The 21938-nt window shown below is 47.2% G+C and carries 20 protein-coding genes, 2 pseudogenes and 1 riboswitch; of the genes and pseudogenes, 9 read left to right on the top strand and 13 right to left on the bottom strand.

The features are described from left to right. The first annotated feature begins 76 nt into the window (after nt 1–76). A complete protein-coding gene (locus tag GN111_RS00490; protein WP_155301868.1) occupies nt 77–574 on the top strand; it encodes a hypothetical protein in 498 nt (165 codons plus the stop codon). A gap of 159 nt (nt 575–733) precedes the next feature. Here GN111_RS00490 and GN111_RS00485 read toward each other — a convergent pair whose 3' ends face one another. From GN111_RS00485 to GN111_RS00440, 11 genes and pseudogenes are all read right to left on the bottom strand, one after another. Next, entirely contained in the window at nt 734–1621 is an 888-nt protein-coding gene (locus GN111_RS00485) for an alpha/beta hydrolase (RefSeq protein WP_155301867.1), read from the bottom strand. A gap of 124 nt (nt 1622–1745) precedes the next feature. Beyond that, a riboswitch (cyclic di-GMP riboswitch) is annotated at nt 1746–1859 on the bottom strand. 187 nt (nt 1860–2046) lie between these two features. Next, nucleotides 2047–2979, bottom strand: coding sequence for a DUF932 domain-containing protein (locus GN111_RS00480; RefSeq protein ID WP_155301866.1), 933 nt, complete (start codon nt 2977–2979; stop codon nt 2047–2049). A gap of 282 nt (nt 2980–3261) precedes the next feature. Continuing rightward, on the bottom strand, nt 3262–3813 hold the full coding sequence (locus tag GN111_RS00475; RefSeq protein WP_155301865.1) for a hypothetical protein: 552 nt from the start codon (nt 3811–3813) through the stop codon (nt 3262–3264). A gap of 90 nt (nt 3814–3903) precedes the next feature. Next, complete coding sequence (locus GN111_RS33770) at nt 3904–4698, bottom strand: 3'-5' exonuclease (RefSeq protein ID WP_231715635.1); 795 nt, start codon at nt 4696–4698, stop codon at nt 3904–3906. Continuing rightward, the gene (locus tag GN111_RS33765) at nt 4608–5315 is read right to left on the bottom strand and encodes a UvrD-helicase domain-containing protein (RefSeq protein WP_231715634.1); all 708 of its coding nucleotides are present in this window, start codon (nt 5313–5315) and stop codon (nt 4608–4610) included. The genes GN111_RS33770 and GN111_RS33765 overlap by 91 nt, the downstream gene beginning before the upstream one ends. Then, on the bottom strand, nt 5312–5599 hold the full coding sequence (locus tag GN111_RS00465; RefSeq protein WP_155301864.1) for a hypothetical protein: 288 nt from the start codon (nt 5597–5599) through the stop codon (nt 5312–5314). Before GN111_RS00465 ends, GN111_RS33765 begins: the two co-directional genes overlap by 4 nt. After that, nucleotides 5577–6407: a RecB family exonuclease gene (locus tag GN111_RS00460; protein WP_155301863.1), complete on the bottom strand. Its 831-nt coding sequence runs from the start codon at nt 6405–6407 to the stop codon at nt 5577–5579. The genes GN111_RS00465 and GN111_RS00460 overlap by 23 nt, the downstream gene beginning before the upstream one ends. A gap of 112 nt (nt 6408–6519) precedes the next feature. Further along, entirely contained in the window at nt 6520–7485 is a 966-nt protein-coding gene (locus GN111_RS00455) for an SWIM zinc finger family protein (protein ID WP_170302063.1), read from the bottom strand. Nucleotides 7486–7505: 20 nt separating this feature from the next. Then, nucleotides 7506–7847 (bottom strand): single-stranded DNA-binding protein, encoded by a 342-nt coding sequence (locus GN111_RS00450; protein ID WP_170302062.1) that lies wholly within the window; start codon nt 7845–7847, stop codon nt 7506–7508. A gap of 397 nt (nt 7848–8244) precedes the next feature. Further along, complete coding sequence (locus tag GN111_RS00445; RefSeq protein WP_155301860.1) at nt 8245–8889, bottom strand: hypothetical protein; 645 nt, start codon at nt 8887–8889, stop codon at nt 8245–8247. A gap of 440 nt (nt 8890–9329) precedes the next feature. After that, a pseudogene (locus GN111_RS00440) lies at nt 9330–10754 on the bottom strand (IS5 family transposase); the annotation flags it as partial. Between the two features lie 574 nt (nt 10755–11328). On the opposite strand from GN111_RS00440, the gene GN111_RS00435 reads away from it, so the two are divergent. Then, complete coding sequence (locus tag GN111_RS00435) at nt 11329–11604, top strand: HU family DNA-binding protein (RefSeq protein WP_155301858.1); 276 nt, start codon at nt 11329–11331, stop codon at nt 11602–11604. Nucleotides 11605–11745: 141 nt separating this feature from the next. After that, complete coding sequence (locus GN111_RS00430; RefSeq protein ID WP_155301857.1) at nt 11746–11976, top strand: hypothetical protein; 231 nt, start codon at nt 11746–11748, stop codon at nt 11974–11976. A gap of 423 nt (nt 11977–12399) precedes the next feature. Here the strand turns inward: GN111_RS00430 and GN111_RS34110 are convergent, their stop codons facing one another. After that, nucleotides 12400–12852 carry an NAD(P)/FAD-dependent oxidoreductase gene (locus tag GN111_RS34110; protein ID WP_269433808.1) on the bottom strand — a complete coding sequence of 151 codons (453 nt, stop codon included), beginning with the start codon at nt 12850–12852 and terminating at the stop codon, nt 12400–12402. Then, nucleotides 12842–13300, bottom strand: a pseudogene (locus GN111_RS34105) (NAD(P)/FAD-dependent oxidoreductase). Before GN111_RS34105 ends, GN111_RS34110 begins: the two are co-directional and overlap by 11 nt. Nucleotides 13301–13776: 476 nt before the next feature. Between GN111_RS34105 and GN111_RS00420 the strand changes: the two are divergent. From GN111_RS00420 to GN111_RS00395, 6 genes are all read left to right on the top strand, one after another. After that, nucleotides 13777–14313: a CE1 family esterase gene (locus GN111_RS00420; RefSeq protein WP_155301856.1), complete on the top strand. Its 537-nt coding sequence runs from the start codon at nt 13777–13779 to the stop codon at nt 14311–14313. Nucleotides 14314–15338: 1025 nt separating this feature from the next. Then, nucleotides 15339–16781: an FAD-dependent tricarballylate dehydrogenase TcuA gene (tcuA, locus tag GN111_RS00415; protein ID WP_269433807.1), complete on the top strand. Its 1443-nt coding sequence runs from the start codon at nt 15339–15341 to the stop codon at nt 16779–16781. Beyond that, nucleotides 16753–17862 carry a tricarballylate utilization 4Fe-4S protein TcuB gene (gene tcuB, locus GN111_RS00410; protein WP_155301855.1) on the top strand — a complete coding sequence of 370 codons (1110 nt, stop codon included), beginning with the start codon at nt 16753–16755 and terminating at the stop codon, nt 17860–17862. Before tcuA ends, tcuB begins: the two co-directional genes overlap by 29 nt. A gap of 5 nt (nt 17863–17867) precedes the next feature. Further along, on the top strand, nt 17868–18422 hold the full coding sequence (locus GN111_RS00405; RefSeq protein WP_155301854.1) for a 4Fe-4S dicluster domain-containing protein: 555 nt from the start codon (nt 17868–17870) through the stop codon (nt 18420–18422). A 12-nt stretch (nt 18423–18434) separates the two neighbouring features. Beyond that, nucleotides 18435–20267 (top strand): aldehyde ferredoxin oxidoreductase family protein, encoded by a 1833-nt coding sequence (locus GN111_RS00400; RefSeq protein ID WP_155301853.1) that lies wholly within the window; start codon nt 18435–18437, stop codon nt 20265–20267. Nucleotides 20268–20390: 123 nt separating this feature from the next. Then, nucleotides 20391–21908: an NAD(P)/FAD-dependent oxidoreductase gene (locus GN111_RS00395; protein ID WP_170302061.1), complete on the top strand. Its 1518-nt coding sequence runs from the start codon at nt 20391–20393 to the stop codon at nt 21906–21908. Nucleotides 21909–21938: the final 30 nt, after the last annotated feature.

The following is a 21938-nucleotide window of genomic DNA, read 5'->3' as shown; positions in this document are numbered from 1 at the left end:
TGAGTCAAATTAAATTTTTCTTGGAGTTTGTGTGCCCATCCATGGTCGGATGAAAAAAAAGGAAGGGAGAGATGTCATGATTAAATCCAAATCGTTATCAGGAATGATGGTGGTAGTAGTTTTTTTTGCAATTGCTGCGATCGATTATGCCGCAGCAGGCGAGAAGGTAAAATCCAGGGCGACGAGTGTACGGACCAAATGGCATTCCATCGAGGTTGGTGACGAAGGAGGACACACAATCGCGGTATTTGAAAACAAGAATGTATACGTTAATGAAAAGACAGGGGAGAAATCCACTGGGATAAGTAGTGGGCTTTTAGACATGAATTTTAAAACCGGCAAAGGTACGGTGAACGGCTACGTTGTACGAACCTATTCGAACGGCGATAAAGTGATTTCAAGTACTGAAGGAAAACCAGTAGGGAAAGGTCACAGTAAGGGAACCTTCACTATCATCCGGGGTACTGGTAAATATGAAGGTACAGAAGGCAATGGAACATGGGAATCCAAATCTTTGGCACCTGGAATATCCGAATTGATCATTGAGGGTGAAACAGAAATGCCCAATAAATAGCACTAACGCAAATTAATAGAAGCCCTCCCGGTACGTTGGAAGGGAGGGCTCGCGTGTTACATTTGTCCAAATCATGGACTTTTCAATTAGGTCAATTAATACTCAAGTTGCTACTTCCGCCAGGCAATTGGTCGATTGTGATTGCGTATCTTCTGCCCGTTAATCTGATGCCGACATGCGGCTACGTAAAAACTTACCAATGAGACTGATGGATTCACGACCCTCCTTGAGCATTCGAGCTGCAAGTTGAAAATCATGGATCATGCCGTCCCATTCGCACAACTCTGCCTCTATACCAGCACGCTGAGCGTTTTCGGCCAAACGTTTTGCGTCGTCGAACAACATTTCCTCTGTCCCAATATGAATCTGCAAAGGTGGATAGCCCGATAAATCAGCGAAAAGGGGTGATACATCCGGGTCTTCTGCCGAATGGTCACCAAGATACATGTACACCGCTGATTCCAGGGCCTGTCGACGAAATAATGGATCACGCCCCGCCCTCTCCTCTATACTTCTGCCACTCAAGGTCAAATCAACCATAGGGGACAACAAAACCCCAGCTACTGGCAGAGCAGATACTGAGTCTGCCCTCATGACTGCCATTGCCAGACCTGCGCCCGCAGAATCCCCTAAAACGGCTGTTCGGTCGTAGATGCTATTGATATATGCCAAAGCAGCTCGCGCATCTTCAACTGCTGCCGGGAAAGGATTTTCCGGTGCCAGTCGATAATCAACTGCATAGATAGAACAATTACACTCGCATGATAGCCTTGCTACCATTTCGCGGTAGTCGTGCGGCCGGCCCCCGACATACAGCCCCCCATGGAAATAAACAGCCGCACAGTTTTGAATCGGATCGATAGGATAGAAGTGCATGGCCCTGATACTTCCGAAATCAACGGACTCTACAGTAATCCCTTTGGGAATACGCGCAAACATACCGAGGCCTCTCATGAATGCACGCCACCCATCAAGATTAAAGCCACCTGCATAAGCTTTACGAACCTGGAACCGGATAGCTGATTTTACCAACCAATTGGCTAACATTTGCCTTGTTCCTTTTTTTAGTTAGCATTTACAATAATTTATACATTTAATTGAAAGGCATCGCATTCTTTCAGTTAAAACAAAAAAGCCGAACTGCTCCGTAAGTGACTTTGACGATGTCACCCTCGGCAGCCCGGCTGTCTCAGATTAACCCAAATTCAGAAATATCGACGCAACGAGATTGTAGAGACCCGTGGTTTTCCGTCCCGATTTCGCAATGGGTTTGGCTTTTGGCGATAAGTAACTTGCAGATAGGACAACTAAACTTAAATGGTGTTTCGGGATATTGTCAACAATTCATTATTTGATCATAGTCAAATTCGGGAGCTTAGATTCTTCGTTTAGCAGCGATGCCAGAAAAAGGAGCCCTCCCAATCATCTGACCAGGAGGGTTCCCAAGTTCCCACTGTCCAAAGCCCGGGCTTTCAATTCAACATCCCCAAAATATTCCCGCCAACCCGAGACAACCTGAAACTGGATTCCGCGGACAGTTCATTCCACTGTGCCGCCCTGGTGTATGTATTGACCACGGCAAACATCGTATCACCCATTTCATGTGGCCACGCCCACTCCACTGCTTCCTTCTCGGATGCATTCAGACCGAACTGACGATTGAAGCTGTCCAGGGTCGATTCAGGATCATCCACCGGCGATTCCATGGACAGCTTGAATTGTGATCGCTGGGCGCCCAATTCGTATGACACCTTATCAATCACTTGGGGGAACTCGCTAAGGATCTTTGTGCTCACGTGGCGATAAGAAGCTGAAACGTCAGATTTGGCAATTAGTCCGTTACTACAAACAAGTCTGAGATAGTAGCAGCTGATTGAAAGTGAAGCTAAACCAACTTCACTATTCGAAAAACTTAGTCCGCCTGTAAATCTGTCCCCGTTGATATCGAAGGAATGCTTGCCATCCGGAATGCTCAACGACATGAACTCCGGGTCCAAATGGCACTGCACTTCGGTGTCCGGCCCATAACCCAACGAATCCAGGCGCTCACAAACTTCGAAATTGTCCACCGGAATATACTTTGTCGTAAAAACGGCCCGCACATCCTGACCATCAAACCGGAACAGCAGCTGGTCATTCTTCTCCTTCGTGATCCAGTGATTCAGGTTCAACGCCTGTACATCGGGTGGACACCGTCGCAGATACGGATAAGGAACGCCAAGGCGATTTGAAATAGATCGGGCTGCCACGGGCCGAATATCATGCGGTTCACCAGAAATCCGCAGCACATCGAGGTTGTCAAAGGACACATCGGGGACATCAATATTCTGGTCATAGCAGGCTGCCGACATTTCATCGACGCGGTCGAAAACTTTGCCAAGGGTCGTTAGTTTCTGCTTTTTCATAGTATTCTCCATTTTGATTGAATCCGGGAGATGCGCCTTTCACCACCTGGCGCATTACATTTCCCCTGACGACTCTAACAGGGTGCGTATCCATACAAGCGGACGGGCGGCTCCCGGAATGATTCTGGTTAAAAGTGGTGTTTTGGTGGTTTTGCTTAACAGGACTCGGTTGAAATCTTGGATTGTTGTGACGGGATGGGTCGGATTCTTATTGCTGGATGTGCTGGCAGGTCGATGTCTGGGCAATCAGGTTCTTCGGTCAAATGCCGGTTTCGTTCCCGTTCATCCTTCAGAAATTGTCTCAGTTTCCCAGTTGTCGTCTTTCGGAACGGATACGCTGCCATCAAAAATGCCCTCCTCGTCAAAGATAATGGGATCACCCGGATCGATCATGCAGACCGCTACCGGCAGATGGATGGTTGGATACAAGGTTTCGATCTCTGCCTTGATCAGGTCAGCGGTGGTACCGAAAGGGCTTTTTTCGCTACGTTTGGCGTTCACCAGAAGGACGCCGGCATCGATACGCTGTTTGTCGTACCCGATTTGCAGCCGGACCAGCCCTTCAAGGATGTACTCATAGGCAGAAATATTGCCGTCGATGGCGACTCCACGCTTTACGCCTTTATACATATAGCGCCTGCCCTCGATGATTCGCATGGCATCACTGTCAACGCTCCAGTCCATTTCATCCAAGGCCATACGGAGCAGTTCACGTTTGTAAAGGGCGCCGGTCAAAACATCATCAATGTATTGCATGGTTGCCTGGACATCTTTCAACAGGCGTTTTTCTTTGAGAATTTCGTCTGATCCCCTGAAATTCAGGATTTCGAACATGGTTGTGCCTCCTTTAATGAAAGGTAGATCGGTGTGAATAATCAGTTATGGATAATCGCCGAACTGTCTCTGTGGACGCTGTGGGAAGGTTTAAGCGGCGGATTTATCAATGGAAGGATGACGATTGCTAAGCGCCTCATCAAGGAAAATGGATTTCTTTGAGGGCTGACCGAGATAGTTGAGCGGGTACGATAGAAACAGTAGATGCATGGCCCGACTGATTGCCACGAAGCAGATCCGGCGCTCTTCTTCCAGGTTGCCCTTACCGCTGGGCATCAATCCCTCGACCAGGCCAATGAGGAATACCACCGGAAACTCCAATCCCTTTGCCTTGTGAACGGTCATTAAACTCACGCCTTCCTTGTCATCGGCCACGGCTTCGTCCTGGAAACTGTCCGTGTATTCGAGAAAGGTGCCGATGGTGGAATACCTGGCGGCTGCTAACTGAAGCTGGTTAATGTTATTTATCTTCACGTCGTCGGGTGAAGGTATGTCCTCGTCAACTATAAAACGGTCATAATCGAATGCGGTGCGAATCGACTGTATCACTTGCACCGGTTCCAGGTATTCGGCGCTTTCAATTAACGGGTCCATGAACGCCAGCATCTCCTTAATGAGTTTCCTGACATAGGGCACCATGATGATCATGGATTGCAGACCACGATAAAGACGGATACCACGATGCCTGCTATACTCTTTCAACTGGTCTCTTATGGCATTACTTATGTATCGGACCGGCACGTTCAGGATATTCAACAGCGCTTCATCGCCCTCATCGGAGTCATGGGCATTAATCACACGCAGATAATCAAGCAGGCAGCGTACCTCCCGACGGTCATAAAAAGTCTGACCGTTTTGAACATGGAATGGGATTTTGGCCTGCATGAATGCTTCTTCGACATAGCGTGACTGGAAATTGGCCCGGCATCGTTGTCGCGCAGCAGGTAATATGCCTCCAACAGCAGATCATCGAAGTCGAGCAGTAGCTTATTGGATTTTGCTTCCTCATACGATTCATAGATGTTGGCAACCTGCATCATGGTTTTGTCACCATAGAAAAGGTCTTTGAACTCCGTCGGATCGATAATATTGTTCTTTGCCAGGGAAATTTCACGCAGTATGGTGCCCAAGGTCAAATCCTTTATCCGCAAGCGTTTCATGACATTTTTAATGAAAATCAACTGCTCTTTTCCGGACAGGATTTCAAATACCCGACCCTCACTTTTTAACAGATGTAAACAGAACGAATGGATGGTCGACAACCGGACCCTTGATGACAGATTGCCCAATACCGGCACCAGGCGTGATCGCATTTCTTCAGCTGCGTTCCTGGTAAACGTCAAACCAAGGATATGCTCTGGCGGGATACCGTATTCATTGACCAGAATGCCGATCCGTTCCATCATTGTCCGAGTCTTTCCACTACCTGGCACTGCGATCACAGCTGCAATGCCGTCTTTGAATTGGGCGGCCTCCCGTTGTTTGGGATTCAATTCGCTCATGCCGCTTCCTCCTTTCCATAGTTGCGAATGGTATTGATGGCCATTTTGAGGCGAAATCGTTTGGCCACCAGTTCATTGATCATTGAATTTGTTTTATCCTCCTGGATCAGATTGGACAGCTCTTTGCTGTAGTCCTTGTGAAGCTCTTGGAGGAATGACACGACCGCCTCGGGTGGATGACGTCGAAGCAACAGCTCCACATTGACGATCTGATAGACCCGATTTCCGTTCGTTTCCATGAATGTCAGAAACGACTGCACATCATTTATCGAACTTTTCGTCATAGTTTTGTTCTCCTTCCAAATACTCATCGCACGCCTGTTTGTAAGCGCATCCCTTGCATTTCCAGCTGGTATCGTTGGCAATGAAGACACCTTTGGTGATACCGTCCCAGACTTGGCCGGCCTTTTTTATCAGGCGCCGTTCGTCCAGTTCAGAGCGTGTGGTCCAGTATTGTTCGAATTTCGGCGTCTTGGTCTTAATGAGGGTGTCGAATCGCAGCAGAATTTCACGATCTGCGTATCCATTGTGCTTAGCGGCAATCTGATACATGGCCAGCTGTTGGTTTTGGTCGACCTCATCTTTGGAATAAGCCCGGCCAGATGTCTTGAAGTCGGTAATGATGATGGTTCCGGCGTTGTCTTCTTCAACCAGATCCATGGCTCCAATTATTGGGATGGGTATGCCAGGCAGGGTGAAACTGAATGCCTCTTCTATTGCCAGGATGGTAAACCCATCGTCGGGCAGTTTGTTGTACCAGGCGGTCAGCAGATCCTTCCCATACATCAACAGGGATTTGAAATCGTTGTCACCATTGTAACGAATATCGTCGTTTTCCTTTGCAATGCCCGTCCAGACAGTTTCGAAAATTTCATGGACATATTTCAGCAACATTTTCTCACCTATCATGCGGGCACTATAGAACTGTTCAAGGACACGATGAATGCAAGTTCCAAATTCCAGTGCCTCTGCCTTAAATTCCATAGGCAGCCTATCGATCCTGCCGAATTTGTATAGGAGGGAACATTCGACATACTCCCCAATACTTGATGCGGATAGGTGCGGTTGTTGCCTAAGCTCACTTAAAACCATTTTCAGTACCTCCTCAATGGAATAAAGAAGGCGATAGGTATCCCTCTCGGTCGAGTCAGGATCTGCCTATCGCCTATCTTTAGGTTTACGTTAAATTCTTGATTTCTTTAGGTTAGGCTGCTTGCTGCAATTGCCGGATGAACCCTGCTGCATCGCTGCTCGTTAGGCTCTCAAGGTCACATCCATAGGCATCCGAAACCATCTGTTCTAATTGCTCCACGGATATGCCCCGACGGCGGGAAAGATTGTAAATGGCACGTTTCTGGGCCTCCGACATCTTAGGTTGGGTTTTCGATTCAGACTTTTCGGTGGATTCCGTATTAGGCGTCTGGTTCCCTGTAGTGCTGGATTCAGCGGCTTTGCTCGACTTGGCGGGTGCCTTTTTAGGTGCCTTTGCCGGTGGTTTCTTCGCAGCTTTAGGTTTGCTCTTTGACCTTGTAGGTTGGGCGGATTCAGGAATGGCATCATTGAAATCGGCCAGTTCTTCGAGTGCAGTCATGCCCACATTGGTATAGGATCGAAGCGCCCTTGCAATGGCACGTGTACTGGCCATCCGTAATAGATGCTTCGATACCTTGCTGGAACAGTTGCCTGGATTGGCATCGCCCACATCGATGAAGGTTTCCCCGATCTTCGACATGACCGTTGCTCGGCACACGGCGAAATTCCCATTCTCCTTGTCGGGCATTTGGACGATATCGACCTCGATGCTGGAAAGACCATGTTGGTGAGCGAGGTCGAGGAGGCCCGGATACTTCACGAATTCCTTACCTTCAATCTTGGTAATCCAGCGTTCATCCAGCTTGGGCGTATGCTTTTGTAGGAATACGGCACCATCGACATCTTGCTTGGGTACCGCATTGAATACTGCCAGGATGTGCTTGCAGCGGAAATCCGCATCCCGTTTGATGTTCTTAGCGAAATCTCCGCAAGTACAGGTATCGCCGTTATCGCTGACAGTGACGTTGTACAGAATCTTACCTTCACCGGATTCCACGAAAAATTGTCCATCATCCGTTTGCAGTACGCGCAGGTGGTCTGCTTTTTCATTCCGTTGCTGTAACTCTTTAGCTGTCATAGTTCTCATGTCTCCTTTTCTTAAAATGGTGTTTGCTCTTTCCGATCATCAACCCCCCGACCATCAGTCTTGATGAACTCGATTGAATTGACGATCATCTCGAAACTGCTGCGTGGTTCCCCTTCATTGGTTTTCCATTTGGACTGCTGCAGATAACCGACAACAGCGATTCGGGCTCCACTGTGCAAATACTTTTCACAGATTTCAGCCGTCTTATTGAACGCAACACATTTGATCCAGCTGGTTTTGTCTCGGCCAGACTTAAACGCCAGGGAAAATGAAGTCACCGGATCGCCCTCTGAACCAAAGAAGATTTCTGGATCGTTTCCCAGGTTGCCGGTCAATACGAGTTGATTGATCATGAGCAAGTTTTCCTTTCTATTCGATTTGGTTTCAGTAAATTTCCTACGCTCGATGCCAGCCATACGATGGAGCCGAAGAATATCCCCCAAAGCAAATAAGGGTGCAGCATGGATAAGAGGACGGACAATCCAGCCACAGGGATCAGCAGGGAGATCAAGTCGTATTTGTCCAGGGCCTTGACGGAATGAATAATCAAATGGGACCTGGTGATACCGACGACTGCCTTGGGATGACGTTTGAAGGCATCGATTAATTGTTGCTTCAGTGATTTGGGGATTGCGGTATAAAGGGAAAGGCCGGCATCGCCAGTGGTATTGATGAAAACGTTGCCGGTACGTTTATGCTGGGATATCAGGTCGGCCGCATGCTTGAGGTTGGCGGGATTGTGGATGCTGCTCAGGATAGATGTGGTTCGGGGAATCGACCATCCGTTTTTTTTAACAGATTGTAAATGGCACTGGATTGTTCCGGGGATGTGTGACCAGTCAGGAAGGATCGGAGCATTCCCTTGTTCATGCAGGTGGGTAGTTTGCTGACATATTTGGCGGTGCTTTTGTTCATGGCATATAGTCCGTCAAACAGAGGCATTGTGGATAACGCGATTCCGGCACCGGACAAAACACCGACCACACCATCGAAATTGTCCTGGTCGAATATCAAGTTCCAGGTTTGCTTGGTGATGTCACGGATATCGCCGTAAACACAGAAATCAGCAGCCAGGGCACCAATGCCGGAATAGGTATCATTGACGTTCCCTTTAACGGCTCCATCCCAGACAAATGCCTTTGCCCGCTCCAATGGACTGTATGCGACCTCCTTTTCGATCTTGCGCAGATCGTATGAATCGTGAGTTTGGTTTTCTTTGAGAAAGTTGACCAGGTCGATGGCATCATCCCGGCGGTTCTGGTTTTTCAATTGATGGATTTCTTTGATTGGGTCCCATTGGTTTTCACCGTATCGGTTGGTTAATGCGAGAAAAGATGATGTCACGATGATTGCCAATGCCGTTACCTTGAAGAGTGTGATGCAGAATGTTTTCAATAAGCGTACCTCCTTTTGATGAAGTGGTTTGTGTATGGTGACAACAGTTCCTTTTCATTAATTAATATGTTTAGATCCGGTAGTTTATAATGGATTTTTTGATGGGATGAGGTGTGTGCTGGGTGGTTGGGAAACAGGGATGCTTTTCAGAATGAAAAAATGAGATCTGTCCTGATCGCAGATTTGAATGAGAAATTGAAGATCCTGTTCATATAATTTCGAAAGTTGCAGAACTTACGTGGGTGTTCAGAGGTGTTCACATCCAGGGTTAACACCGCCGGATACTTAGGGCTTCCTGAATTAGTAAAGATGCCGCATTAGCATGGGTAAATTCACCCTCTCAACAGTGACAGGTGCATTTTAGCCTGAAAATATTTACCGACTAATCGACCCAAAAGCCCGTTAAATCGTCTCTGAAGCACTCTGATATGGACCATGAACAGCAACGAGGAAGTAAAAAAGAGAGAAGAAAGGCCTTTCAGCCATTTCTCCAAGTTCATGACGATGAAGGATACCGCGATCGCCGTCTCGGATGTCACTGCCAGCTTACACATGATTCTGGATAGACTGAAGCGCCGCTTGCCCTGGCCGAACTTTCCCTCGATCGGGATCCGATCGAGCTCATCCTGACGGACCTGCTTTTTGATCTCTTTCTGTATCTCGACAGCGGCCGGTGGCCGGCCCAGCGGGGGACCCGAAAGGCGGATTCCATGTTTCTTGCAGAACCGGCGATTATCTTGGTTACGGTAAATCCGATCCACATGAACCGATGCCGGATAGTGCCCAAATCGTTTTCGAAATGCCTTGATCTGATCGATCAGATCCCCGGATTCATTGAAGGCATCCCAACTGATGCGGTCCACGAATGAAATGCCATTGATGAGACTGACCGATATCTTGGCACCAAATTCGGTAGCCGCACCGGCCTTACCCCGTTTGATCGGACGCACATGGGGTTGGCTGATGCTGACGATGCGATCATCGATACGATTTTCATGCTGGTCATACATCCATTGCTGCTGGCGATAGACTTCGTGAATGACCAGCAGCTCTTTGTACTGACGGGGACTGAGCTTCGTTAGCGGCGTTCGTTGGGATAGCTTGGTTATGCTTTTCAAGTTGCGCTTGAGATATCCCAACTGTTTCCGAATGGCCTTACGCCTCTTGCTCTTTGACAATCTTTTGCTTTTGGCTGCAGATAGAAACGCTTTGCGGGCTAACTTACGGTAGGTACGCGGTTTGGGATATTTCCCCTTGAATGGACTGTGTAGGATATCAATGATCCCTTCACTCTTCTCCCGGGCGGTATTCAACAACTTGAGGTCGGTTGGGAAAGTAATATCCGCGGGGGTACATGTGGCATCCAGAAGTAATTTGCCCTGGTTTTCACTACCTCCACCTGTAGGCGTGGAATCATCGTCATTTTTGGTTTGGGAACGGTCTTTCGATTGTTTTTCTTGTTCAAGTGCCTTGCGGGCAATCGACTCATTGATCTTGGCCAGCATCTTTTTGCCAAACCGCTTGCGGAAGTATACGAACAGGGACGGATCAAAGGGCTTTTCGTCCTCATAGGCCTTGTAGCCTAAAAAGTATTGGAGATACGGATTTTCCCGGATCTGTTCTACCGTCTCTTCATCGCTGGTTCCCAAGCGCTCCTTGATAATCAGGGCGCCCAAGGCGACTCTTACCGATTTGGCCGGAGGGCCCAAACCGGAGTTGGTCAACGATTTACTGTAGGCCGGTTCGAACTGACCCCATGGAATAAACTTGGCTAATTTCACCCAGCGATTGTCGCTTCGCAGTTTTCCGCCGAAAGGCAATTCGAAAGTTTCGAATTCCAGCTGCTTTTGATTATGTCGATACATGATAGGACCGAGAAAAGTGCAAGGGTTTTGAGGGGTAAAGCGTGGTTATATTTGCATTTAGCTCGATCCTCAATACCATAAAATGTATAGTATTTCAAGTGTTTATCTTTAATTCAGGAAACCCTACTTAAAACCCTTGTCAATAAGGGGTTTAGAGCCGTCTCACCCGAGGTGTTCAGGTGTTTATGCTGTTTTGGTTATTGAACGATACACCGGCATCATCAAGGCTTGGATGTCGACTGGGCGGGATCGATAAAAAAACCGACAGGTGACTTTTCAATATGTAGGCAAACACCTTAACACCGCCGACACTCCAATCGGAAAATCATAATAATTCAAGGAGTTCCATCGCAAAGCAGGTGTTTGGCCACCAGATGAACGGCTGTGAACACCCTAAACACATACATCGAAGCACTGCTGCCGATAGTCCAATGGTTGGTCTGTCAATAGTGACGATAACCTTATCATTCTGAAATCAAACAATTTATTGACATGTCTCCAGAATCAGGTTTATCCTCCAAAAACTTCTATTCATTATTTCCCTTGTAACTCGTAAATCAAGAGCGCCGACAGTATGAACAAGCTCGAATTGATCCAAGCCCTGAAGGACGCCGCCAATCTGTCCAAATCCGAAGCTACCGCCGTTGTTGATATCTTTTTCAATGAAATGACCAACGCTCTGGCAAACGGTGACCGGGTAGAGATCCGTGGATTGTTTTCCTTTTTTGTTAAGGAATACAAAGCATACACAGGCCGTAATCCCAAAACGGGTGAGCAGGTCAAGATCGCTCCAAAAATGCTACCCTTTTTTAAGCCGGGGAAGGAGTTGAAAGAAAGGGTGGATCGTTAAAGTCCGAATAGTGAGTCGGCGCATGCCGTGAATAAGCCATCAGAATACACGATCGTCTCAAAGAGGGCAGCGAATTCCTTGAGGATAGACCATTAAAAAGATAAATGATTATCCTGGCATGTGATAAAAGGCCGTTGGATAATGAAAGATACCAACAACAAGCTGGGGCGCATACTTGAGTTGGCGGTCAAAGCATTCATCCTGGCTTCCGTTGCGGCTGTTATTTTGCCGGTGCCGAAATACGCGCGTAGCCTCAGCGATGAGGAGTATATTGTCTGGTTGGTGCGCTTGATATGGGTGCTAATGCTGACCGCCGGTGTCTTTGCCGTTTTGCAGTTGGTTGGTTTTCTGATCAAAAAGCTGCATGATTAAAACACGGAAAACCTGGTGGTGAGATCACGATTTTTGTAATGGCCAAAAAACGCAGTTGTTGATTTCTTTTCTAATGGAAAGGCCGAAAAGCCTGCCAAACGAGGGAGGGTCAAGATCAAACCGAAAAAGCTACCGTTTTTTAAGGCGGGGAAGGAGTTGAAAGAGCGGGTGGATCGCTGATATCAAAAACCATCAATTGGCTCACCAAACGAAAATCCATTCAGATTATCAAAATCTATCCTAATATTTTCAATGATTTCTTTGTGTTGGATCTATGGCAAAATATCCAAACAATTTTGCCCCTTGAAAAATTGCAGATTACATCAAATCTGGCCATCTAGTTCCAAAATGTTGAATGGTGACTCAGGCCTCATGGAATCGTTACTCATTTTGATTAAGTTTCAGGGGCAATTGCAGAGTCGGCTATAACTTTTTTGCATAGTCAGCCGCATTGATACCAGCGACACATCCTTCGCCAACAGCTTTGGCCACCTGCCAGGGTGGGCCACAAATGTCACCTGCGGCGAAAATGCCGGAAACATTTGTGCGCTGGGCCTTGTCGGCTTGGATGAATCGCATCGTATCGTCCAATACCACACCCAGTGATGTGGCCAGTTCCATGAGCCCTTTTGCGCCCAATTCGATAAAAACACCTGATGTGGAAAGGATGGTGCCGTCATCGAGAACGATCGCATTGACCTCTTCCTTACCGGAAATTTTCTTAACCTTAGCACCTCGGTGCACCACCACTTGGCTATTATCGAGTTTTATCAGCAACGCCTCTGAGACCTTTAAATCATCGCAAATCAGATGCACTTTCCCAGCAATCTCGGCCAAGGTCAGTGCGCCGTCTGCAGCGGCACTTTCACTGCCCACCACTGTTACCTCCTCGCCGCGGTAAAAAATTACCGTCACAGTCGACACAGTAGCTGACGCCTTTGCCGACAAGCTCTTTTTCGCCTTTGACCCGAAGCTTGTTGCGTGCCGTTCCAGTGGCTAAAATCAGTGTCTTGCATGCGAGATGATTACCGCCTTCGGTTTCGAGCTCGAACCGACCGTCATCTGCAGTGATCTTAAGGATATCTTCATCCATAAACTCGCTGCCGAAGTTTTTCGCCTGGCGTCGGCCAGTTTATAGCATCGCCTTGCCAGTGGCATTGAACAAACTCACCATGTTCTCCACATGTGCCCGAAATAGGCTGCTCTTGTGCTCCTTTCCCAGCACCAGCACCGAAACCTTTTTTCGGGATGCATGGATGGCGGCCTGAAGGCCTGCCGGTCCGGCACCCACGACCACAACATCGTAAAAATCAGTTTTCTTCATTATTTTCTCCTCTAAACCACCAACCGGCCCTACGGAACATCAATGTTCATCCGGTTTATTCGTTCGGCTTGATGGGCCATGGCGTATCTATGGCACCCTATAATGGGCTTTGCATAGCTGAATTACTCGCGGAGAAAAAAAGCATACGCACAGAAATGATTTTTGTTGGACGTCGCTTGATCCCCTGGCCACCGCATGTGATTTGTTATCCATTAATTCATGGAGTTCGTGGTTTACTCATATACAGATCGATACCAAAATTACAAAGCATCGCTCGGCCTTAACATTGTGGATTCACACTTCGGCGTCGCTGAAAAGCCAAGACAATGCAGCATCACATCTGACTAAATTAATAGGAACAAGCCAACCTATCTTTCCAAAAGAGTTATCTGGATTCCTGGATTTGGCTGAAATGCAGGAGACAGGTGAAGTTTTTTAACACCTGAGAATTCTAAATAAATCGAAAGCAAGACGTCATGAAGCAAAAAATATCCGTGTTGTTACTTCTCATCATAGCCGCTACACTGAACATACCATCTCTTGCACAGGCTGAAAAAAGGACCCTGATGCACGATGGATTAAAAAGAAGCTATATTATTGATAAACCGAAGATGGCAGCCAATGGCTCTAAGCTGCCTGTTATTATCATGCTGCACGGCGGTGGCGGCAATGGTGAAAACGGCAAACGCATGTCAGGCTTTACAGAAAAAGCCGTGCCCTGCGGCGTTATCGCCGTCTATCCATCCGGCACCAGCAAGTTCCAGAGAATGAAAAAGATAAAAACATGGAACGCTGAACATTGCTGCGGTTATGCCATGGAACAAGACATTGACGATGTCGGTTTCATAAGCGTGTTGATTGACGGGCTTGTCGCCCATGATAGTGCCGATCAAAAGCGCATTTATGCCACCGGCATCTCCAATGGCGCGTTACTGACGAATCAACTGGGAGCCAAGTTGTCACGAAAAATAGCAGCGATTGCGCCGGTCGTAGGCGGGATGTTCGGGGATTAACCCGGCCCCTCTTCCCCCTGTTCCTGCGATCATCATCAACGGAAAACTTGATGAATCTATACCACTTGAAGGAGGACCCGGCGGTGGGCGTTTCCCGCAGGCTTGGGACGGCACGCCACTTAAACCTGCTGCTTATCAAGGAAAATTCTGGTCTAACGTTAACGACTGCCAGCGCAAACCGGAAGTTTCTCAATCCGCAAACGGTGCGGTTACGGTTGTGCAGTATAACTGTCCCGCCGGACGCGAAGTTGTTCGCTATGTTGCGAACGATGGCGGCCATGCTTGGCCTGGGGGTGAGAAAGGCTCCAAACGAGGCGATGAGCCGTCCAAATCTCTAAATGCAACGGATGTGATCTATGATTTTTTCATGAGTCACAGCAAGTAAAAGGCTATTCGTAGATATTTAAAAGGGGCAATATGATTATAAGCATCCTTGGTCTATCAATGCATTAATCGTAACTCTCCATTCCGGGAAATAATTACAATGCCGGACCACACCCAAGGTAAGCGTTTGATATCCAGATGATTGAGTTCGTCATTTTCTATTGTAAAAGGATGATTTTTGGATATCAGACAATTTCAAACCATGATAAAATTTTCCACAGTCGAATAGATCAATCTAACACCCCCTTCCCCTTCCCCAGCCACACCTGTGATTAAAACGATAGAAGTCGTTTCAGGAACAATTTGTTAAGACAAAACGTTAAGAGAATAAAACATTTTGTTTCCCATTTTGTGACATGCACCTAATAACCTTTGAAAGCTTTCCTAATTTTGATTATCCCGTAAAAAGTTCCCAAAATGCTGTTTTTGCATCTTTCCTATCAATAATAACAGTTGGTTAAAGCACTATAAAATTGAAATTTCGACTTTTTAAGGAGCCATCAACTTTACTAATCTTTCTAACCGCAGTTCGGAATTGACATGGGTGGTACGCAATTTGAAATGAACTGGGAAGTAGCTCTGATTATCATATCCGGAGCTACAATTTCCCTTGAACAATCATATGAATAGAAGGAAACGTCGTGACCAACAGGAACTTAACCGGCCTAACGACCATTAATCTGGCCGAAACCTTCGACGTCCTGGTTGTGGGAGGTGGTAACGCCGCCTTGTGCGCGGCCATGACAGCCCGCGAAGCTGGTGCGAGCGTTTTGCTGCTCGAGAGCGCACCCTTTGAATTCAGGGGGGGAAACAGCCGCCACACGCGAAATTTGCGGTATCTCCACAATGAGAGCAACTCGTTTCTGACCGGTCCTTACCGTGAAAAGGAATTCTGGGAAGACCTGATTCGCGTGACTGGTGGCAAGACCAACGAAAAGCTGGCTCGCTTCACGATCCGTGATTCGAACAATTTAGGTGCCTGGATGGAGCGACACGGCTGCAAATTCCAGCCATCCATGCGTGGTACCTTGCACTTGTCCAGAACCAATGCATTCTTCATGGGCGGCGGCAAGGCTCTCATGAACGCTTACTATGCCACCGCCGAGAAACTTGGGGTGGTGATCCTTTACGATGCCGAAGTCGTCGATCTGGCAATTGATGAAGGCTGCTTTACTTCGGCCACATTCGAATCCAGGGGTTCCTGGCAGGCTGTCTCGGCCAGGGCGGTAGTAGTGGCTGCTGGCGGATTCCAAGCCAATATAGAGATGCTTAAAGAAGCCTGGGGTGATGTCGCCGACAACTTCATCATAAGGGGTACCCCTTATGACAAAGGTAAAATGTTGCGTGAATTACTCGACAAGGGTGCCAAACCTGTTGGCGACCCCCAACAGTGCCACGCAGTGGCCATCGACGCCCGGGCTCCTAAATTTGATGGCGGCATCGTTACGAGATTGGACTGTGTTTCGTTCGGCATCGTCGTAAACAAGAATGCCAAGCGGTTTTATGACGAGGGAGAAGATTTTTGGCCAAAACGCTACGCTATCTGGGGACGGCTAGTTGCCCAACAGCCTGATCAGATTGCCTATTCGATTATTGACGCCAAGTCAATCGATCTCTTCATGCCATCGGTTTTCCCGCCCGTCGAAGCCATGTCTATACGGGAGATGGCTGAAAAAATATCACTTGATCCGGACGCTCTAGAGAAAACCGTTGCCGTCTTTAATGATGCCATTCGGCCGGGTTCCTTCGATCCGACTGAGTTGGACAGCTGTGGTACAGAAGGGCTGGCGATCCCAAAGAGCCACTGGGCCCGCTTACTTGATACACCCCCCTACTATGGATATCCTCTAAGGCCTGGGATTACCTTCACTTATCTCGGGGTGACCGTCAACGAACACGCCCAGGTGATCTTAAAGGACGATTCTCCATCTCCCAACATTTTTGCAGCGGGTGAGATCATGGCGGGCAACATCCTGGGACATGGCTATATGGCAGGTTTTGGCATGACCATCGGAACTGTATTCGGAAGAATTGCTGGTAAGGAGGCGGTGCGCTATGTCATCGACGATCTTAAAAGAAGCTGAACGGGTGATGACAATCTGCAACGCCTGCCGCTATTGTGAAGGGTTTTGCGCAGTGTACCCGGCTATGGGACTTAGGAGGACCTTCTCCGAAGGGGATTTGAAGTACCTGGCGAACCTCTGTCATAACTGCCGCGCGTGCTATTATGCATGTCAGTATGCGCCGAATCACCCCTTTGCGGTCAATGTGCCCAAGACCATGGCGGAACTAAGACAAGAGACATACCTAAGCTCCACCTGGCCTCGGGCGGTGAAAGGTTTTTTTCGGAACAATGGACTGCTGGTGTCCTTTGTGACGGTGCTCAGTGTTTGCGCGGTGTTGTTGCTGACCCTCTTGTTCCAAAGTCAGGAGGTATTTTTCGGAATCCATACTGGTGAAAATGCATTTTACAAGGTAATCCCCTATACCGCTATGGTTTTACCCTTTATGGCCTTGGCAGTCTTCACGCTGGTCAGTCTGTGGAAGGGGTTCTGCAATCAATGGCGGGAGATCGGGGGGACTCCTGAGGAGCTTGCCGATTGGCGAGCCCATATCCTGGCCGTATGTGATGTGCTGCGGTTAAAATATTTGGATGGGGGAGGGGAAGGATGCAACTATCCCGATTATAAATTCAGAATGATTCGGCGCTATTTCCATCATGCAGTTTTTTATGGGTTTCTGCTTTGCCTGATTTCGACTACAGTCGCCTTCTTCTATGATCATTTTCTCAATCGTCCTGCACCATACCCATTTTGGAGTTGGCCGGTCCTTCTAGGGACTATAGGAGGAATAGCGCTTTTGGTCGGTACGGGAGGGTTGATGTATCTCAAGTTGCGGATGGACCGGATGCCAGCGGCTTCTAAAAATTTAGGGATGGACGTTGCATTTATAGTGCTGCTTTTCTTGACGGCCTTGTCGGGGACGCTGCTTTTATGCCTGAGGGCCACGACGCTTATGGGAAGCTTGCTATCCATTCATCTCGGCTTCGTAATAGCATTCTTTGTTACGATGCCTTACGGAAAATTCCTTCACGGGATTTTCCGGTATGGGGCACTGGTTCGATACGCGATTGAACAGAGGCAGAGCGGTAAGCGAGATGGATAGCATGAATGACTGTCCGCGGCCCATGTTCGATTGGTAGCGTGCATTACGGAAATAATGTTGATTTTAATGCCGCTGATCAGCCTTTTTGTTGCGGAGAGCAATTCGGGAGGAACTGTCTGTCGATGTCAAAAAAAAAATTGAAGGTGATTACAGAACGATGTGTCGGATGTCGAATTTGCGAGTTGGCATGTTCTATGTCCCATTTTAATGGTGCTTTTAATTATAGAAATGGGCTGATTCGAGTTGAAAGCAATCGTGACTTTGGTCTCAATAAATCGATTAAAAATATAGATCGACCTCACATCTGCATACAGTGCGACCCTGCTCCATGTATAGAAATTTGCCCTGTAGATGCGTTCGATATGAATGAACAGTTGCATATCAGTATTGTGGATCAAGAAAATTGTATTGGTTGTGAACAATGCATCAATGAGTGTCCATACGATGTGATGACTTTATGCAGGGAAAATGAAGAAGCAAAAGCGTTGAAATGCGATTTATGTGGAGGAGAACCGAGATGCGTCCTTTATTGTCCAGTCGGCGCCTTGGTTTATGAATAGGGAGAAGGCTGCATGCTAAAAAATGGGTTCATGGGAAAAATATTAAGAGTTAATTTGACCGATGAAACAATTGAGGATGAAAGTTTGAAATCGTCGGTCATGAAACAGTATATAGGTGGAAGAGGGTTAGGAGCCTATCTGGCCTATAAGGAAATTCCTCCGCATGAAGACGCTTTCTCTCCAAATATTTCTATATATTTCATAACAGGTCCACTCCAAGGCACCCTGACACCTTTCACGCCTAAGTTCATCATTTTAAACAAATCGCCTCTATCAGGATCGTTGTCGCGATCAGTATGTGGTGGAAGCACATTTGGCGCAGAGTTGAAATATGCCGGATATGATGCGGTCGTCGTAAAAGGAAAAGCAAAAACACCAGTTTATCTGCTAATTGATAACGGGAAAGTATCAATTAAGGATGCCCAAAAGTATTGGGGTATGACGTCTAGCGATACACAGGAAGCGATTAAAACAGAGTTGAATGATCCAACTGTGAGTATTGTTCCAATAGGTCCCGCCGGCGAAAAACGTGTTCGGTTTTCCGGGGTCATTGTCGGATCAAGAGCCGCGGGACGGGGTGGGGCAGGCGCAGTAATGGGTTCGAAAAATTTAAAAGCCATCGTGGTTAGGGGAAATAAAAGCGTTCATGTAGCAGATATTAAACAATTTAAAAAATTACTTGGTGAAACCTATACCGCAATTAAGGAAAATCCAGACGTTTCAAAACGAATAGAATTTGGAACGCCAGGAACCCTTGCGAGTACATACAGTTCCGGCATTCTGCCGACAATGAATTTCTCGCGGTCGACTTTCGATGGGATTGAAGGGTTGATGCCAGAAAACGTAAGAGACATGCTGTATGTTCACAACGAGTCATGTTTCGGTTGTCCACTTCCGTGCGGGAAGCTGGCCCTAATCAAGAAAGGGCCTTTTAAAGGAATGGTGCTACCCGGTCCAGAATATGAAACCATTGGGCTATTAGGAAGCAACTGCGGTATTGGAGATATCCAAACGGTCGCACAGGCTAATTACTTGTGCAACGAATATGGACTGGACACAATTAGTACGGGTAGCGTTATCGCCTTTGCCATCGAGTGTTATCAAAAGGGGATCATAACAAAGAAAGACACCGATGGACTGGAATTAAAGTTCGGCGACACAGAAACCTTGATATCCCTGATAGAGAAAATATCCCGAAGGGATGGCTTTGGCAATGTACTCGCAGAGGGGACTAAACGAGCATCGAAAATGATCGGGCAAGGTTCCGACAAATTCGCCATGCACAGCAAAGGCCAGGACTTTGCAGCTTACGAACCGAGGGCTTTAGTTGGTATGGGGTTGTTGTATGCAACGGCGACGCCAGGCGCCAACCATTCTTTTGGCCCCACCCTTACAGCTGAGAAAATGGAACTAAAGGACACACTGACAAATGTAAAAAAAGGAAAAATAGTACGTCGGGAACAAAACAGATACTGTCTTCAGGACTCGATGGTGATGTGTAGTTTTTCCAGATTCGGGATGAATGATTCCCATCGACTCAGGTTTGTTAATGCCGTGACCGGTTGGAACTTTTCCGATGAGGAGGCGATTTTAATAGCGGATAGAATATTTACGCTGGAAAAACTTTTCAACATAAGGGAAGGGTTTTCCAAGGCAGATGATAATTTGCCATGGCGGTGCCTAAACGAGCCTTTGCCGGACGGACTGGCAAAGGGAAATACCGTCCCTCTTGAAAGCATGCTCCAAGATTATTATGCGGATCGTGGTTGGAATCGAGACACTGGGATCCCGGGAAAAGAAATGATCGAAAGGCTCGGTTTGTCTGATTTGGTATGCGAGAATTAATATCAATTTAAAGATACTCCGTGGGAATAAACTATAATTTGAGTGTTGTGTGTCCGTCGATTTAATTAAAATTCAAGATTTATCCAAGGTTTTATTCAACGACTGATGCCATGGAGGCAAAAAATGGAAGGTAATGTTTTGGAAGCCGATGTTGCAATCATCGGTGGCGGGATAACGGGAGTGACGATCGCCCGAGAGTTGTCTAAATATAAGCTTGGTGTTGTTCTTGTGGAGCGCGGCGGAGAATTGTGTGCAGGCGCGAGCAAGGCAACCTTGGGACACATCTACACCGGCTTAAATATGGTTGGCTCCATGATTTTAAAGAGCGTTGTTTTACCCCCAGGAACGCCATTAACGGTTGAGGCATTGCACGATTCCAAAGCTCTATTATCTCAGTGGACCGAAGAAGGATTTTATGATTGGCGTCAGACATGGGATGATCTAGACATAAAATTTAAGTATTCCCCTCTGTTAGTGGTCGCGAAAGATGATGATCAAATTGAAGATCTTAAAAAATATGTAATGCTTGGTGAAAGTGCAGGTGGCATCTATGGAGATTTTAAACAGCTCGACAGAGAAGAAATCTTTAAATATGAGCCTAACCTGAACAAGGATATTAAAACGGCTCTCTACGCGGAGAAACATATTGTCGATATTTTCCCTCCCGATCTCGTCTTGGCTATTGCTGAAAACGCAGTTATGAACGGCTGCAAAATTCTATTGAATACCGAGGTTGTGGGAATAACCAAACAGAAAAATTCACAGACCGTGAAAACGAACAACGGATCAATCAAAACAAGATTCGTTATAAATGCAGCAGGAGGGTGGGCAGACAGGGTTTCCGACATGGGAGGCACCAGAAACTGGGGACTTAAGTATAACAAGACGCAGATAATAATTCTGGATAGAAGGCTTAATGGACTGCTCAATGGAACAGTTCGGTGGCCGAATCGACCCGGTCAGATCCATCTCGTTCAACGAAGATCCGACAATATCTTGGTCGAATGCGGTACTTACGATCCTACAGATGATCCTGGCAATACGGGCAACTCACGGGAAGGTATATTAAGTGGCTTGAAAATAGCGAAGACACTGCTCCCAGATATATCGGAAAAAGATGTGATTTCTGCTTTTACCGGCGTGCGTGTCTTCAACACCAGGTACCCTGCTGATCACCTTGTTGAATTCCTCCCTGACAATGCGCTGTTATTAAATGTAATCATTCGGTTGCCGGGAATTATTGGTGCATTACCCATGGCTCGTTACGTGACGGCAATGTTAGAAAAAGCAGGGCTCGAATTAAAGGAAAACGATCAATTTAATCCACGCCGGAAGCGTATTCCATGCATCAGAGAGGCTAATATTGAAGAACGAAGTAAATATTTGGCAGTGCGTCCAGAGTATGGGCGCATCGTATGTAGGTGTGAATCGGTGTCAGAAGGTGAGATTATGGACTCCGTTTCCCGAGGTGCGCAGACCTTGGATGGAGTGAAATTTCGTACCAGGGCGTCTATGGGGCGATGTCAGGGAAATTTCTGCGGTGCCAAGATAGCATCAATCCTGGCAAAAGAGCTTAAACAACCTATTGAGGATATCACAAAGAAAGGAACTTCTTCGAAGTTTGCGGGATTGGAACAATAAAGGTGATACCGCTATGTTTTTTCCCGAAAG

It is taken from the genome of Desulfosarcina widdelii, from assembly GCF_009688965.1.
Taxonomy (GTDB): domain Bacteria; phylum Desulfobacterota; class Desulfobacteria; order Desulfobacterales; family Desulfosarcinaceae; genus Desulfosarcina; species Desulfosarcina widdelii.
Note: the sequence above shows the minus strand (reverse complement) of the source record. Positions and strands in the feature narration are given on the sequence as shown.